At 71.2% G+C, this 13,869-nt stretch carries 10 protein-coding genes and 1 tRNA gene; 4 read left to right on the forward strand and 7 right to left on the reverse strand.

The genetic code is table 11. From position 1 onward, the window contains the following. Positions 1-196 precede the first annotated feature (196 nt). The 4 genes from AB0M67_RS24900 to AB0M67_RS24915 form a co-directional block, all read right to left on the reverse strand. Positions 197-1,174 carry a ribose-phosphate diphosphokinase gene (locus AB0M67_RS24900; protein WP_249952647.1) on the reverse strand — a complete coding sequence of 326 codons (978 nt, stop codon included), beginning with the start codon at positions 1,172-1,174 and terminating at the stop codon, positions 197-199. 109 nt (positions 1,175-1,283) lie between these two features. Then, entirely contained in the window at positions 1,284-2,729 is a 1,446-nt protein-coding gene (gene glmU, locus AB0M67_RS24905) for a bifunctional UDP-N-acetylglucosamine diphosphorylase/glucosamine-1-phosphate N-acetyltransferase GlmU (RefSeq protein ID WP_365748914.1), read from the reverse strand. A 163-nt stretch (positions 2,730-2,892) separates the two neighbouring features. Continuing rightward, positions 2,893-2,964, reverse strand: a tRNA-Gln gene (locus AB0M67_RS24910). A gap of 29 nt (positions 2,965-2,993) precedes the next feature. Continuing rightward, positions 2,994-3,851 carry a hypothetical protein gene (locus tag AB0M67_RS24915; RefSeq protein ID WP_365748808.1) on the reverse strand — a complete coding sequence of 286 codons (858 nt, stop codon included), beginning with the start codon at positions 3,849-3,851 and terminating at the stop codon, positions 2,994-2,996. A 155-nt stretch (positions 3,852-4,006) separates the two neighbouring features. Here AB0M67_RS24915 and AB0M67_RS24920 point away from each other — a divergent pair, with 155 nt between their 5' ends. Then, entirely contained in the window at positions 4,007-5,347 is a 1,341-nt protein-coding gene (locus AB0M67_RS24920) for a histidine kinase (protein ID WP_365748810.1), read from the forward strand. Between the two features lie 143 nt (positions 5,348-5,490). Here AB0M67_RS24920 and AB0M67_RS24925 read toward each other — a convergent pair whose 3' ends face one another. Together AB0M67_RS24925 and AB0M67_RS24930 are read right to left on the reverse strand one after the other, a co-directional pair. Beyond that, on the reverse strand, positions 5,491-5,979 hold the full coding sequence (locus AB0M67_RS24925) for an SUKH-3 domain-containing protein (protein ID WP_365748812.1): 489 nt from the start codon (positions 5,977-5,979) through the stop codon (positions 5,491-5,493). 2 nt (positions 5,980-5,981) lie between these two features. After that, entirely contained in the window at positions 5,982-6,482 is a 501-nt protein-coding gene (locus AB0M67_RS24930) for a YwqJ-related putative deaminase (RefSeq protein ID WP_365748814.1), read from the reverse strand. Between the two features lie 472 nt (positions 6,483-6,954). On the opposite strand from AB0M67_RS24930, the gene AB0M67_RS24935 reads away from it, so the two are divergent. From AB0M67_RS24935 to AB0M67_RS24945, 3 genes are all read left to right on the forward strand, one after another. Next, a complete protein-coding gene (locus tag AB0M67_RS24935) occupies positions 6,955-7,932 on the forward strand; it encodes an SMI1/KNR4 family protein (RefSeq protein WP_365748816.1) in 978 nt (325 codons plus the stop codon). Positions 7,933-7,937: 5 nt separating this feature from the next. Continuing rightward, the gene (locus AB0M67_RS24940; RefSeq protein WP_365748818.1) at positions 7,938-10,538 is read left to right on the forward strand and encodes an SUKH-4 family immunity protein; all 2,601 of its coding nucleotides are present in this window, start codon (positions 7,938-7,940) and stop codon (positions 10,536-10,538) included. 246 nt (positions 10,539-10,784) lie between these two features. Further along, positions 10,785-11,675, forward strand: coding sequence for a cellulose-binding protein (locus tag AB0M67_RS24945; protein WP_365748819.1), 891 nt, complete (start codon positions 10,785-10,787; stop codon positions 11,673-11,675). A gap of 141 nt (positions 11,676-11,816) precedes the next feature. Here the strand turns inward: AB0M67_RS24945 and AB0M67_RS24950 are convergent, their stop codons facing one another. Then, a complete protein-coding gene (locus tag AB0M67_RS24950) occupies positions 11,817-13,379 on the reverse strand; it encodes an MFS transporter (RefSeq protein ID WP_365748916.1) in 1,563 nt (520 codons plus the stop codon). Positions 13,380-13,869 lie beyond the last annotated feature (490 nt).

The raw sequence follows: 13,869 nt of genomic DNA on the forward strand, positions 1-13,869 counted from the left end.
ACGAAGAGCGCGTCGATAACGGACCGCCGCACATGAGTGCGGCCTCCCTCGCCGAGCAACTCAGTGAGTCTACCCGGCGGGGAGGCCGCCTCAGAAATCGATCTTCCGGGCCCGGGCCGGGGCGCGGAGCCCCGAAGTCCGGAGCCCCGAAGTCCGGAGCCCCGGGGTCCGGAGCCCCGGGGTCCGAAGCCCGGGGTTAAGCCTGCTCCTCGAAGAGGCTGGTCACCGAACCGTCCTCGAACACCTCACGCACCGCGCGGGCGATCGTCGGCGCGATCGACAGGACCGTGATTTTGTCGAGATCGAGATTGCCCGGGTCGGGCAGCGAATTCGTGAAGACGAACTCACTGACCTTCGAGTTCTTCAGCCGGTCGGCGGCCGGACCCGACAGCACACCGTGCGTGGCCGTCACTATCACGTCCTCGGCGCCATGCGCGAAGAGCGCGTCCGCCGCCGCGCAGATCGTGCCACCGGTGTCGATCATGTCGTCCACCAGGACACAGACCCGGCCGTTCACATTTCCGACGACCTCGTGGACGGTCACCTGGTTGGCGACGTCCTTGTCACGGCGCTTGTGCACGATCGCCAGCGGCGCCCCCAGCCGGTCGCACCAGCGGTCCGCGACCCGCACCCGGCCCGCGTCGGGCGAGACCACCGTCAGCTTCGACCGGTCCACCTTCCCGGCCACATAGTCCGCCAGCACCGGCAGCGCGAAGAGATGGTCCACCGGACCGTCGAAGAAGCCCTGGATCTGGTCCGTGTGCAGATCGACCGTCAGGATCCGGTCGGCCCCCGCGGTCTTCATCAGATCAGCGACCAGCCGGGCCGAGATCGGCTCCCGGCCACGGTGCTTCTTGTCCTGCCTGGCGTAGCCGTAGAACGGCACGATCACGGTGATGCTCCGGGCCGAGGCCCGCTTCAGCGCATCGATCATGATCAGCTGTTCCATGATCCACTTATTGATCGGAGCGGTATGGCTCTGGATCAGGAAACAGTCCGCGCCACGGGCCGACTCCTGATAACGCACATAGATCTCACCGTTGGCGAAATCGAATGCCTTGGTCGGCACAATCCCGACACCCAGCTGTTGCGCGACCTCCTCGGCCAGCTCGGGGTGGGCGCGGCCGGAGAAGAGCATCAACTTCTTCTCGCCGGTCGTCTTGATCCCGGTCACAGCACTGTCTCCTCAGACGTGTTGATGGCCGCTGCACCCGCGCGTCCCTGCGAGCCAGCCGAATCGTGCAGTTATCACGGTACGCCGTGATCGGCGCGTCTCTTTCCGGTCAGCTTTCGTTCTCGCCGCCGACCGAGGTGGTCCCGGCCGCCTGAGCCGCCTGCGCGGAGGCACTTCCCGGCCGCTTCCTGGCCACCCAGCCCTCGATATTCCTTTGCTGGCCCCGGGCCACGGCCAACGAACCGGGCGGTACGTCCTTCGTGATGACCGACCCGGCCGCCGTGTACGCGCCGTCCCCCACCGTGACGGGCGCCACAAACATGTTGTCCGAGCCCGTCTTGCAATGTGAGCCGACCGTCGTGTGATGCTTCGCCTCACCGTCGTAGTTCACGAACACGCTCGCGGCGCCGATGTTCGTGTACTCACCGATCGTCGCATCCCCGACATACGACAGATGCGGCACCTTCGTACCCTCACCGATCGTCGCGTTCTTCATCTCGACGTACGTACCCGCCTTCGCCTTCACACCCAGCCGCGTACCCGGCCGCAGATACGCGTACGGCCCCACAGAAGCGGCCTCGCCGATCTCCGCGCCGTCCGCCACCGTGTTGTCCACCCGCGCGCCCGCGCCCACCGCCGTGTCCCTCAGCCGTGAATTCGGCCCCACCTCGGCACCCTCGCCCAGATGCGTGGCGCCCAGCAGCTGCGTACCGGGATGCACCACCGCGTCCTGCTCGAACGTGACCGACACATCCACGAGGACCGACGCCGGATCCACCACCGTCACCCCCGCCAGCATCGCCCGCTCCAGCAGCCGCTCATTCAGCAGCCGGCGCGCCTCGGCCAGCTGCACGCGGTTGTTGATGCCCAGGATCTCGCGGTGATCGACGGCGACCGAGGCCCCGACGCGGTGCCCCGCCTCCCGCAGGATGCCGAGCACGTCGGTGAGATACTCCTCACCCTGGCTGTTGTCCGTACGCACCTTGCCCAGCGCGTCCGCCAGCAACGGCCCGTCGAACGCGAAGACACCCGAGTTGATCTCACGGATCGCGCGCTGCGTGTCGGTGGCGTCCTTGTGCTCCACGATCGCCGTGACCGCGCCGCTCGCCCCGTCCCTGACGATCCGCCCGTACCCCGTCGAATCGGGGACCTCGGCGGTCAGCACCGTCACCGCGTTGCCGTCGGCGGCATGCGTCGCGGCCAGCGCGTTGAGGGTCTCGCCGGAGAGCAGCGGGGTGTCGCCACAGGCGACGATCACGGTCCCGTGCGGCGTGGCCCCCAGCTCCTGGAGAGCGATCCGCACGGCATGCCCGGTGCCGTGCTGCTCAGCCTGGTAGGCGGTACGGACGCCGGCGTACTCGGCGGAGAGATGCCCCTCGACCAGCTCACGGGCGTGTCCGACGACCACCACAAGCTGCTCGGGGTTCAGCTCACGGGCGGCGGACACGACATGCCCGACGAGCGAGCGCCCGCAGATCTCGTGCAGAACCTTGGGGATCTTCGACTTCATGCGGGTTCCCTCACCCGCTGCGAGGACGACGACGGCGGCGGCCAGTGGGGTTTCCCCTGTTCGAGCGGAGCCGAGAACTTGGGGACGGTTGGCGCTCACGGGAATGCCCTTCGGCTTCGGGTGATGGACAACCGCAGGATACCGGTGGGTTTCGTGACGGAAACGAGGACGGGTCCCGACCGGCGAGGTCAGGACCCGAAGGGCGCAGCTCCCCCATCAGGACTCGAACCTGAACAGGCGCAGTCAAAGTGCGCAGTGCTGCCGATTACACCATGGGGGACGGCAGGCCACTGCGAACCGGACATTCGGCTATTCGGTGAGAGTGGCCGCTCCTACTATGCCGTACCACCAGCCCTCGATGCGACGGTAAAGCTCGGCGCCTTGGGCGACACGGACGACCAGGCAGCCCCTGTATGTCTCGCCGACATTCTTCCGTACCGTCTTCGGGTTGTGCTTCTTCAGGGTCGTCTTCTGGAAAGTGGACACATCGGCGCGGACCTGATCGGCCCAGTACTGCTCCGCGGCTTCCGCGTCGGCGGACTCATGGATCATCACGCGGTAGCGCACACGGTCGCGCCGCACTCCGAGCAGGTCGAGCCAGGCGAGGTACACCTGGATCATGCCGACGTCGCTGTTGACGAAGATGACGGTCTCGCGGCGGTCATATGGTTTGTCCTTGGTTCCCTCGGCCCAGTAGAGGCCGACGCCGAGCAGGAACAGTTCGCGGTCGGACATCGCCCCGATCTCGGCCGCCGCCGCGGCCTTCGTCTTCTCGCGCTGCTCGTCCCGTACCGCCAGCTCGTGGTCCCACCGCTTCCGCGCCGCCAGCTTCGCCTGCTCCGCCGGCTCGCGCCGTTCGGGTTTCGGTAGGTCCCGTACCCACAGTGAGATCGAACTCTTCGAACAGCCCAACTCGACCTGGATCTGGTCGTACGTGAGCCCCTTCAGGCGCAGCTCGCGTGCCTGCTCGCGGAGGTCGTCCTTCGCGTTCGGGCGTTTCGTCCACTCCGGGGGCGGTTCTCCCTGGACGAGGCGGCCGAGGATGTCGTTGTTGTGGATCTTCAGGCGGTCCCGGATCTGGCGCAGACTCAGACCCTCCCGGCGCAGCGCGATCGCCTGCTCCCGGAGTCTTTCGAAGTCCGCGTATTTGCTGTGAAGGCTTGCCATACGGAAATCGTCGTCCGGAATGCGGACGTCCGGCTCGAATGCGTGGGCGATTCAACAGTTCGAGTGATCGACGTACGTTCCCCGCGTGTCCCGTCGTGGTCCGTGCTGCCACGGTCGCCGGAAATTGAGGTGCGCGCGCCCGTAGGGTGGGAGACATGACCACAACGGGGGCACACCAGGACGCCGCGGGAGCGAACGCCCGCGGCTGGTGGTGGTGGGGACGGCGGCGCAGCGCCGTGCTGGACGTGGGGCTGGCGCTGGTGTCGGCTCTGGAGTGCGGGCTTGAGGGGAGCAGATTCGCGGACGTGGCCGGGCTGCCCGGGCCGGTGGGGGTGGTCTTCGGGCTGCTGGCCGGTGCGGCACTGCTGGTGCGGCGGCGGTGGCCGTTCGCCGTGGTGCTCGTCTCGATCGCGATCATTCCGGCGGAGATGGGTTATCTGATGGGCGTGGTCGGGCTGTACACGCTCGCCGCCTCGGAGGCCCCGCGCCGGATCCTCGGCGCGCTGACCGGCATGTCGCTCGTCGGCAGCCTGATCGTCACGTACGTACGGATGAGACAGAACGTGTCCGTCTCGGGGTTCGACGCGGCCGGGTGGTACGTGCCCCTGGTCGCGGTCCTGATGTCGCTGGGGCTGACGGCGCCGCCGGTGCTGTTCGGGCTCTACGTCGGGGCGCGGCGGCGGCTGATGGAGAGCCTGCGTGAGCGGGCGGACAGTCTGGAGCAGGAGCTGTCGCTGCTGGCCGACCGGGCCGAGCAGCGCGCGGAGTGGGCGCGTACGGAGGAGCGGACGCGGATCGCCCGTGAGATGCATGACGTCGTGGCGCACCGGGTGAGCCTGATGGTGGTGCACGCGGCGGCGCTCCAGGCGGTCGCGTTGAAGGATCCGCCGAAGGCGGTGAAGAACGCGGCGCTGGTGGGTGACATGGGACGGCAGGCGCTCACGGAGCTGCGGGAGATGCTCGGGGTGCTGCGGGCCGGGGAGAAGGTGGCGGCGCGCCAGGCGTCGGACGCGGTGTCGGCGAACGCTCCGGCGGCGGTGCCGCTGGCTGCCGTGGGCGCGGCTGCCGCTGCCGCCGCGGCTGCCGCTGCCGACGACGGTCCGGGTATGGGGGACATCGAGGCGCTGGTCGGGGAGTCCCGGGACACGGGGATGGTCGTCGAGCTGTCGGTGCAGGGTGAGTCCCGTTCGTACGCGCCCGAGGTGGAGCAGACGGCGTACCGCGTGGTGCAGGAGGCGCTGACGAATGTGCTGAAGCACGCGGCGGGCGCGAAGGTGATGGTCCGGCTGGCGCACCGTGACGAGGAGGTCGCGATGCAGGTGGAGAACGGGCCTTCGGACGGTGGTGCGCAGGATGTTCGGCTGCCGAGCGGCGGCAATGGTCTGGTGGGGATGCGGGAGCGGGTGACCGCGCTGGGCGGGGTGTTCGTCTCGGGTGAGACGGACGCGGGGGGCTTTCGGGTGTCGGCGGTGCTGCCGCATCGCCGGGTCGCCTGACGCCGTTCCGTCGCCTTCTCGCCTGGCCGCCCGGCCGCTTGGTCGCCGGGTCGCCTGCTCGCCTGGCCTCCTGGTCGCCGGGGCGTCGCCCGGTCGCCCGAGGCCGTCCCGTCCGGATGTGAGGCGTGTCTCGGCCTCGGCGCTCAGCCGGAGGTGAGGCGGGCCGGTTCCAGGCCCGTGAGCAGGGTGCCGAGCGCCCGGTCGAGGTCCGGGCCCAGGTACCAGTCCCCGGTGTGGTCGATGCTGAAGACGCGGCCCGTGCTGTCGATCGCGAGGGTGGCCTGTCCGTCGCCCTCTTCGCCGAGCGGGCTGATCTCCGTGTCCAGGGAGCGGCCGAGGTCGGCGAGCGTACGGGCGAGGTGGATGCCCGCCAGCGGGTCGATCCGTACGACGGCCGGGGCGATCTGCCGGCCGGGACCGGGGGCGATGACGCGCAGTCCGCCGAACTCCGCCCAGGCCTCGACGGCGGCGGGGAAGACGGCGTGCCGGTGGCCGGCGGGTGTGGTGTGCGCGCGCAGCGCGTCGGCCCACTCCTCGGCCTGCCGTATGTCCCAGCGTCCCGGCTGCCAGCCGGCCTCGCGCAGCGCGGCGTCGACGGGGGCGGGGAAGCGGGTGGTGTGCGGGTCGCGCATGCTCAGCCGTTCTCGGTGGGGTCGACGGGCCGTACGCCGAAGTGGGCGAGGAGTGGCGCGCAGGAGCGGCAGGGCGGGGCGTAGCTGCCGTGCAGCGGGTCGCCGTCCTCGCGGATGCGGCGGGCGGTCAGCTTGGCGTGTTTGAGGGAGCGGCGGGCCTCGCTGTGGGACAAGGGTTTTCGTCTGGCCCGTTTGGAGCGTCCGGCCTCGGCGGCGGTCAACTGGCGGGAGAGCAGGATCGCCTCGGGGCAGCGGCCGGTGAACCGTTCGCGCTGACCGCTGGTGAGGGTGTCGAGGAAGTCCTGTACGAGGGGGTGGAGTACGGGTGGCTGGTCGGCCTTGCCGGCGGTGCAGGTGAGGGTCTGGCCGCGGACGGAGAGCGCGGCGGCGACGGCGGGCAGGATGCCGTCCCTGCGCCGGTGGAGCACCGGTGGACGGTGTGGTTCGGCGCTGCTCCAGCTGAGGCGTGGGTCCCCGGACGCGTCGGTTGGTGCGGTGTGCATGTGCTGTCCCCTCCCGGTGCCGGCGGCCGGGCAGCCGCTCGTTCATGCCCCCGTATTCCTGCTGTCACGCCCCTGTTTGCCTGCACAGCCTGCCAAATGCGGCGGGCTGTCGGGAAGCTGGGGCGTGGATCGTGGCGTGGCGTCGGCGCTGGGTCACGCCTGCGTGACCGCCCGTCACGGGGTCGGACCTGCCTGTCGGAGTACGCCCGATCGGCGTAGCGGAGAAGGACGGCGACCAGGGTGCGGGCGCGTAAGGGACAAGGGCGGGATGAGGGCGGGAAGGCGCGGGGGAAGGTGCGGGGGAAGGCCGGGGGGGGCAGGGCGGGGGAAGGCGACAGAAGGCTCGGACAGGGCCCCGGGACGGGGGATACGGCCGGGGGAGGAGCGTCGGATCCCCTCTTGCACCACCGCATAGGCTGTCCTGCAACCAGGGCTGTGGAACCAGCCGGAAGCGCAGCAGGGGGCAACCGCCATGACGACAGGTCGGCTCGGGCAGCAAGCCGCGCCACCGAACGCGGCCTACGCCGGGCAGGTCGTGCATTTCCCGGATCCGGTCCGGGCCTCCCGTCACCCCAGAGGTGTACGGGTGGATGACGACGGCTATCCGGACTTCTCGCCGTACGCGCGTGCCGCCGCGGAGATAGCCGAGCCCCCGGCGGGGTTCGGCGTGGACGAGCTGCGGCTCACGGACTATGTGTCGGCCAATGCCGCGCTGGCCGCCGCGGGGCATGAACTGTGGGACACCGTCCCGTCGGTGGCCACACCGCACGGCTGGACGTGGCACCATCTGCGGGCCTCGCGCCGGATGGTGCTGGTGCCGGTGGAGGTGAAGGCGCTGCTGCGTCATCACGGTGGTCTGGCGACGACACGGGTGGATCACGGCAAGCGGGGGACGCGTCCTCTCCAGGAGACCCGGCCGGCCCATTTCGGGCTTCCGAAGGGCACGTTGCCGGTCAGCGAGCAGCAGTTGCTGGGGGTGGAGGAGGACCTCGGTTACCGGCTTCCCGGCGCGTACCGCTCGTTCCTGAAGGCGGCGGGCGGCTGCGCGCCGGTGGGCGCGGCGCTCGACGCGGAGCTGGGGCTGCTGGTGGACCAGCCGTTCTTCACCGTGCGGGATGTGGCCGCTGTCAATGACCTGGTGTACGCCAACAAGTGTCTGCGGGACCATCTGACCAAGGACTATCTGGCCGTCGGTTTCGTCCAGGGCGGCATTCTGGCGGTCAAGGTCAAGGGTGACCGGGTCGGTTCTGTCTGGTTCTGCGCGTACGACGACGCCAGGGACCAGGACGGCTGGAGCGTGGGGGAGCGGGTGGAGCGGCTGTTGCTCCCCTGCGGTGACGACTTCGACGCCTTCATGCTGCGCCTGGCGGGCAATCCGCCGGAGCTGGAGACCGTGGCGAACCTGATGGTGGACGGCGGCTTCGCGCGCGCCGTCCCGGTGGAGGGGTGAGCGCGATGGTGACCTTCGCGCAGGCGCAGGAGCGCGCGGAAGAGTGGGTCAACGCCGATCTGCCCGGTTATCAGCACCGTGAGGTGCGGGTGCGGGAGTTCGAGCTGGGCTTCGTGGTGTGGGCGGAGGACCGTGAGGGCGGTCCGAGGTCGGACGGTGGCCGGCAGCGGCTGGTGATCGCCAGGGACAGTGGTGAGGCGACGCTGTGGCCGGGGCTGCCGGTGGGGGAGGTGATCCGCCGGTACGAGGAGGAGTACGGGATGCCGGAGACGGCGCCGACCGCTCCGGAGGCGCCGCAGCGTATCGATCTGAACCAGACGTCGTTCCTGTTGACCCCGCCGGAATGGCTCCAGGACGCGGCGGACAAGCTCGGGATTCCGGACCGGCGGACGCCGGAGCCTTCGTCTTCCGCTTCGTCCTCGCCTTCCGCTTCCCCTTCGTCTTCGCCTTCCCCGTCGCCTGCTCCGGGTGGTTCGGGTACGGGCGGTTCGGGTGCGGCCGGTTCGGGTACGGGCGGGTCGCTCGGCGGCGGCAACGTCTCGCAGGGCAGCTCCGCCTGGTCCGGTGCGTACGAGCCCACCTCCAACGACGGGGTGCCCGCCGCGACGCCGGGTGCGCCGACCGGAGCCACGCCCTGGGCGGGGACCGACACCAACGGTGTGTCCGCCATGCCGGAGGACGGGTCCGTACCGCTGCCCGCGACGGTCTTCGCGCCCCCGCTCTCGGGGGCGGACGACGAGGACACGCCGCCACCGGTCGTGGCTACCGAGGCGCCGACCGCGCTGATGTCGGGTGGCAGCCAGTTGCCGCGCACGACGCTCGCTCGCGAACCGGCGGGACAGGGGCCGGGACAGGGGCAAGGGCCGGGGCCGGGGCCGGTGCCCGGGGGATCCGCCGTATCTGGTTCCGGCGCGGGACCGGCGGCCGGGGCCGTGGGCGGGCCCGGCTCCGGGGCCGGGACGGGAGCGAGGGCCGGCGATATCGCCGACGCGGCGACCAGCAAGGCGGCCGTACCGCCGCGTGGTACCCGCGGTGGTGGTGCGACGACTCCGCCGCCGCCGGGCGCGCCCGGTGTTCCCGGCGCGCGTCCGCCGGGTGCGACTCCGCCGCCGTCGGGTCCCGGCACGCCCGGTGTCCCGGCGGGTGGCTATCTGCCGACGCAACAGGCCCCGAGCCTGGGCGGCGCCGGCTCCAACGCACCGCGTCCGCCCGGACCTCCGGGACCTCCCGGACCTCCTGGTGCCCCTGGTGCGCCCGGTGCGCCCGGTACTCCGCAGCCTCCCGGTCCGCCCGGGGTTCCGGGTACGCCTCCGGGCGGGGTGCACCACGCCGCGACGATGTTCGCGGACCCGGACCAGGCCGCCCGGCCGCCCGGGCCACCACGGCCACCGGGTGCTCCGCAGCCGCCCAACCCGCCCGGTCCGCCGGGCGTGCCTCCCGGTCCGCCGAGTGTGCCTCCGGGTCCGCCGGGCATGCCTCCCGGCATGCCGCCAGGGGGCCCCGTACCCGGTGGTCACGCGCCCACGGGCCCCGGCGGTCCCGGTGGTCCCGGCGGCCCCGGTGGTCCCGTACCGCCGTCGGCCCAGCATCCTCAGCCCCCGGCGTACGGGTATCCGCAGCAGCCGGCCGGTCCGCCGACCGTCGGCCCCGGCTACCAGGCCGTGCTGCGCTACCGCGCGCCCGACGGTTCCGAGGCCCAGCTCATCCGCCGCTCCGCGCCCGGTACCCCGCACCCGGAGTGGCAGTTCCTGCACGAACTGCGCGCCATGAACGTGCCGCCGCAGCAGGTGCTCGAACTGCACACGGAGCTGGAGTCGTGCGAGCTGCCCGGCGGCTACTGTGCGCGGATGATCAGGGAGACCTGGCCGCAGGTACGGATCACCAGCGTCGCCCCGTACGGCCAGGACCATGCCAGCAGGCAGCAGGGCATGCAGCATCTGCTCACCCACCAGGGCGAGTTGCACCAGGTCGCGGACGGTCCCGCCCGGCCCGCGCCGGTGCGTGCGCCGCTGCCGCAGATGCCGCCCGCGCCGCCGATCCCTCCCGAGGGGGTCGCGCAGGAGCTCGTGGCCGCGTTCGGTCCACAGGGCATCTGCCGGTTCGACCAGCGGGCGGTGTCCCGTCAGGGTGTGCCGGAGATCGTGGCGCGCACGCTGGTGTGGGCGGGGCTGCCGTCCGATGTCGGGCCGTTCTTCTGGGCGCAGCCCGCCCAGCCGGTGGTGCCGACGCTGGCCGAACTGGCCGCGCAGCGGCAGGTGCGGTCGGCCCCGGACGCCGGTTCGTATCTGGTGATGGGCACGGACTTCGGCCGCGCGCTGTGTGTCCAGTACGGCACGGCGCACATCATGGCCGTACCGGTCGAGGCGGGTCCCGGCGGGCAGTCGGTGCCTCCGCAGTTCGTGAACACCGGGCTGCCCGAGTTCACGCGCTCGCTGGCGCTGCTCGGCCGGATGTGGCGGCTGAGGTTCGGGCTCAACCCGGAGCAGGCGGGCCGTTGGACCGTCGACTTCCAGGCGCAGCTCTCGGCGCTCGACCCGGCGGCGCTGTCGTCGCCGGAGAACTGGTGGTCGGTGCTGCTGGAGCAGATGTGGGACGGACTTCTCTGACGCTCTGACGCTCTGACGCTCTGACGACGCGTGGCCGCAGGGACGGCCGGGGCGCCCGCCGCGATGCGCGGTGGGCGCTCCGGCCGTTCCGCTTTTCCGTTTTTCCGCGTTTCCACCTTTTCGGGGTTGATACCGCATCCTTGACCGGGGTGGTTGGGCGGAGTGTCGTGGTATGGGCACTTCGGCTCGCTCCAGCAGGATTGTGCCGGATGGCGTTCTGTGTCGTGTCGGAGAAGGGCTTCAAGGATGGCTGCCGCACCGTTGTCGGCTCATGGCTTCGCGCCCGTACGTGGCCGTGGCTACCGCCCCGAGCAGGTCGAGCGAGAGGTCACGGCGCTGTTCCGGGACCGTGATGACGCCTGGGAACGCGTGGCGCGGCTCACCGTCCTCGCCAAGGAGATGGAGGGCGAGGCGGGGCAGCTCCGGGAGCGGGTGGCGGCGCTGCCGCCGCAGACGTACGAGGAGCTCGGCCACCGCGCCCAGCAGATCCTGGCCCTGGCGAACCAGGAGGACGAGACGCTACGGACCGAGGCGCGCGAGGAGGCCCAGGCGGTCATCGACACGGCGCGCGCGGCGGCCGATCAGCTGCGTGAGGCAGCGCGTCAACGGGCCGAGGCCGTACGGGCGGAGGCGGAGGCGTACGCCGGGCAGGTCCTGCGCGCCGCCACCGGCGCGGCCGAGGCGGCGAGGGCCGAGGCACGGCGCGAGGTCACGGCGCTCCGTGCGGAATCGCTTGCCGCGCTCAAGGAGGTGCGCCGGCGCACTCAGCGTGTGATCGACGAGCAGGAGCACAAGCAGGGCGAAGAGCTGGCGGCGGCGGAGCGTGAGTTCGCCGACCGGGACGCCGCGTCGCGGATCCAGCACGACGAGCTCATGGCGTACGCCCAGCTCCAGTTGATGGCGGCACAGCGCGCCTTCTCCGAGGCGGGCGAGCAGGCACGGCACGGCCAGGAGGACGCGGCGGCGCGAGCTGAGGAACTGCTCGCACGGGCGCGCGCGGACGCGGAGGGCGTCGTGCGCGAGACGGAGCGGCTGCTGCGGGAGCACGCGGCGGCGTGCGAGGAGATGCGGGCGCACATGGCGCACGTACGGACCACCTTGGCGGCGCTCACGGGTCGTGCGCCGACGGAGGAGTGATGTGGGCGGAGTGGTGACGAGGGCGGAGGAGTGATGAGGGCGGAGGAGTGATGAGGGCGGAGTGGTGATGTGGGCGGAGCGGTGACGAGGGCTGCTGTTCGGGAGCTTTGAGTTCCCACTCCGGTTCCGGTCCTGGAGTACCTATTCGGGATCCTTGAGGACGGGGAACCGGCGGGGGGCCACGAAGATGAGCACCAGCAGGGAGATGGCCGCCGCCCCCGCGGCGCCCAGGTAGACGTACTCCACCGCGCTGTCCATCGCCCGGCGCAGATAGTCCGCGGCCTCGGCGGTGAGCGTGGCCGGGCTCTCCAGGGCTTTGGAGACGGAGTCGAGATCGTCGGGGAGTCCGGGGGTGGGGGCGTTGGTGAGGCGGGCGGCCAGTACGCCGTTGGCCACCGCCCCGAACAGGGCGGCGCCCACGCTCTGGCCGACCTGGCGGCAGAACAGTATGGACGCCGTGGCCGTTCCCCGTTCCGACCAGCCCACGGTCGACTGCACCCCGATGATCAGGGGCAGTTGGAAGATCCCGAGCGCGGCGCCGAGCAGCAGCATGATCAGCGCGGGTTGCCAGGCCTGGCCGGGATAGGGGAGGAGCGGGAAGGCGAGCAGCACCAGCATGGCGAGGGAGATCCCGACGACGGCGGTCATCCGGAACCCGATTCGGTTGTAGAGGCGGTTGGAGAAGGCCGCGCTGACGGGCCAGCTCAGCGTCATGGCGGAGAGGACGAAGCCGGCGGCTATCGGGCCGAGTCCGAGCACGGACTGCGCGTACGTGGGCAGGAAGACGGTCGGGGCGATCATCAGCAGGCCGAGCGCGCCGAGGGCGAGGTTGACGGCCGCGATGGTACGGCGGCGCCAGACCCAGCCCGGGATGATCGGGTCCGTGGCGCGGCGTTCGATGACGACGGTGACGGCGGCGAGGACCGCGCTGCCGCCGAGGAAGGCGAACGAGGGCGCGGAGATCCAGGGCCAGGCGACGCCGCCCTGGACGAGGGCGGTGAGGAGCAGCGCGCCGGTGGCGAAGACGGCCAGGGCGCCGGCCCAGTCGACACGGCGGCGCGGCTCCCGGTCCGAGGCCGCGCCGGCGCCGTCGGTGCCTTTGGCGGTGGCTTTGGCTTGGGCTTTGTCTCGGGCTTTGGCTTCGGCTTTGTCTTTGGCGGTGGCCCGGGCGGTGGCGATGGCCCGGTTCGGTTCGTGCAGATATCTGACCACCAGCCAGAGCGCGACCGCGCCCACCGGCAGATTGATCAGGAAGATCCAGCGCCAGTCCGCGTATCCGGCGAGCACTCCGCCGAGGGCGGGGCCGGCGACGGACGAGGTGGCCCAGACCGTGGACAGTTTGGCCTGGATCTTGGGGCGTTCCTTGAGGGGGTAGAGGTCGGCGGCGATGACCTGCACCGTGCCCTGGAGCGCGCCGCCGCCGAGCCCTTGGACGACGCGGAAGGCGATCAGTGAGGCCATGTTCCAGGCGGTGGCGCAGAGCAGTGAGCCGATGAGGAAGAGGATGATGCCCGCGATCAGGACGGGCTTGCGGCCGAAGGTGTCGGAGAGCTTTCCGTACACGGGCAGGGTGACCGTCACGGCGAGCAGATAGCCGGAGAACAGCCAGGAGAAGACGGCGAATCCACCGAGGTCGCCGACGATCTGCGGGACGGCCGTGGAGACGATGGTGCCGTCGAGCGCGGCGAGTGCCATGCCGAGCATCAGGGCGGCGACGACCGGGCCGCGACCGCGCGCCGGGCCGTCCTTGCCGGGCGGTACGGAGGTGGTGGCCGCGGACGGCAAGGGCACTGGCGGCTTGGGCGCGGAGGGCGCGGAGGGCGCGGCCGACGGGTTCGGGGGTGGCCCGGGCGGTGGCCCGGATGGTGGCCCGGGTGGTGGGGCCGTGGCTTGGGTTTCGGGTATCGCTTCCGTACGTCCGGAGTCCTCGGTACTTCCGCCGACGCCGCTCACGGGATCCCTTCCCTATGCATGTATCTCCAGGGGAACACCCTCTCACCCGGACCTCGCGCGGGGGAGAGGGCCCGGGGCGGAGGTCCCCTAGGGGCTCCTCCTTACTTCCGGCCAGGGGTCGTTCGTCCCGGCGGAGGACGAGGGGACGGTGGCCGGTTCTTTACGTTGGTCCTACGTGGTCCTCCTGCGGCGAGAGCTCGTGAAGGGGGCTCACCGCAGCGGAGGGGTGGGGAAAACCCCA

The organism is Streptomyces sp. NPDC051662, from assembly GCF_040681655.1.
Taxonomy (GTDB): Bacteria; Actinomycetota; Actinomycetes; order Streptomycetales; family Streptomycetaceae; genus Streptomyces.

Coding starts and splice junctions, on each gene's coding strand:
- AB0M67_RS24935 (WP_365748816.1), top strand. CDS start 6,955: ATGACGACAGGTCGGCTCGGGCAGCAAGCCGCGCCACCGAACGCGGCC.
- AB0M67_RS24930 (WP_365748814.1), bottom strand. CDS start 6,482: ATGCACACCGCACCAACCGACGCGTCCGGGGACCCACGCCTCAGCTGG.
- AB0M67_RS24915 (WP_365748808.1), bottom strand. CDS start 3,851: ATGGCAAGCCTTCACAGCAAATACGCGGACTTCGAAAGACTCCGGGAG.
- AB0M67_RS24920 (WP_365748810.1), top strand. CDS start 4,007: ATGACCACAACGGGGGCACACCAGGACGCCGCGGGAGCGAACGCCCGC.
- AB0M67_RS24950 (WP_365748916.1), bottom strand. CDS start 13,379: ATGCTCGGCATGGCACTCGCCGCGCTCGACGGCACCATCGTCTCCACG.
- AB0M67_RS24945 (WP_365748819.1), top strand. CDS start 10,785: ATGGCTGCCGCACCGTTGTCGGCTCATGGCTTCGCGCCCGTACGTGGC.
- AB0M67_RS24940 (WP_365748818.1), top strand. CDS start 7,938: ATGGTGACCTTCGCGCAGGCGCAGGAGCGCGCGGAAGAGTGGGTCAAC.
- AB0M67_RS24925 (WP_365748812.1), bottom strand. CDS start 5,979: ATGCGCGACCCGCACACCACCCGCTTCCCCGCCCCCGTCGACGCCGCG.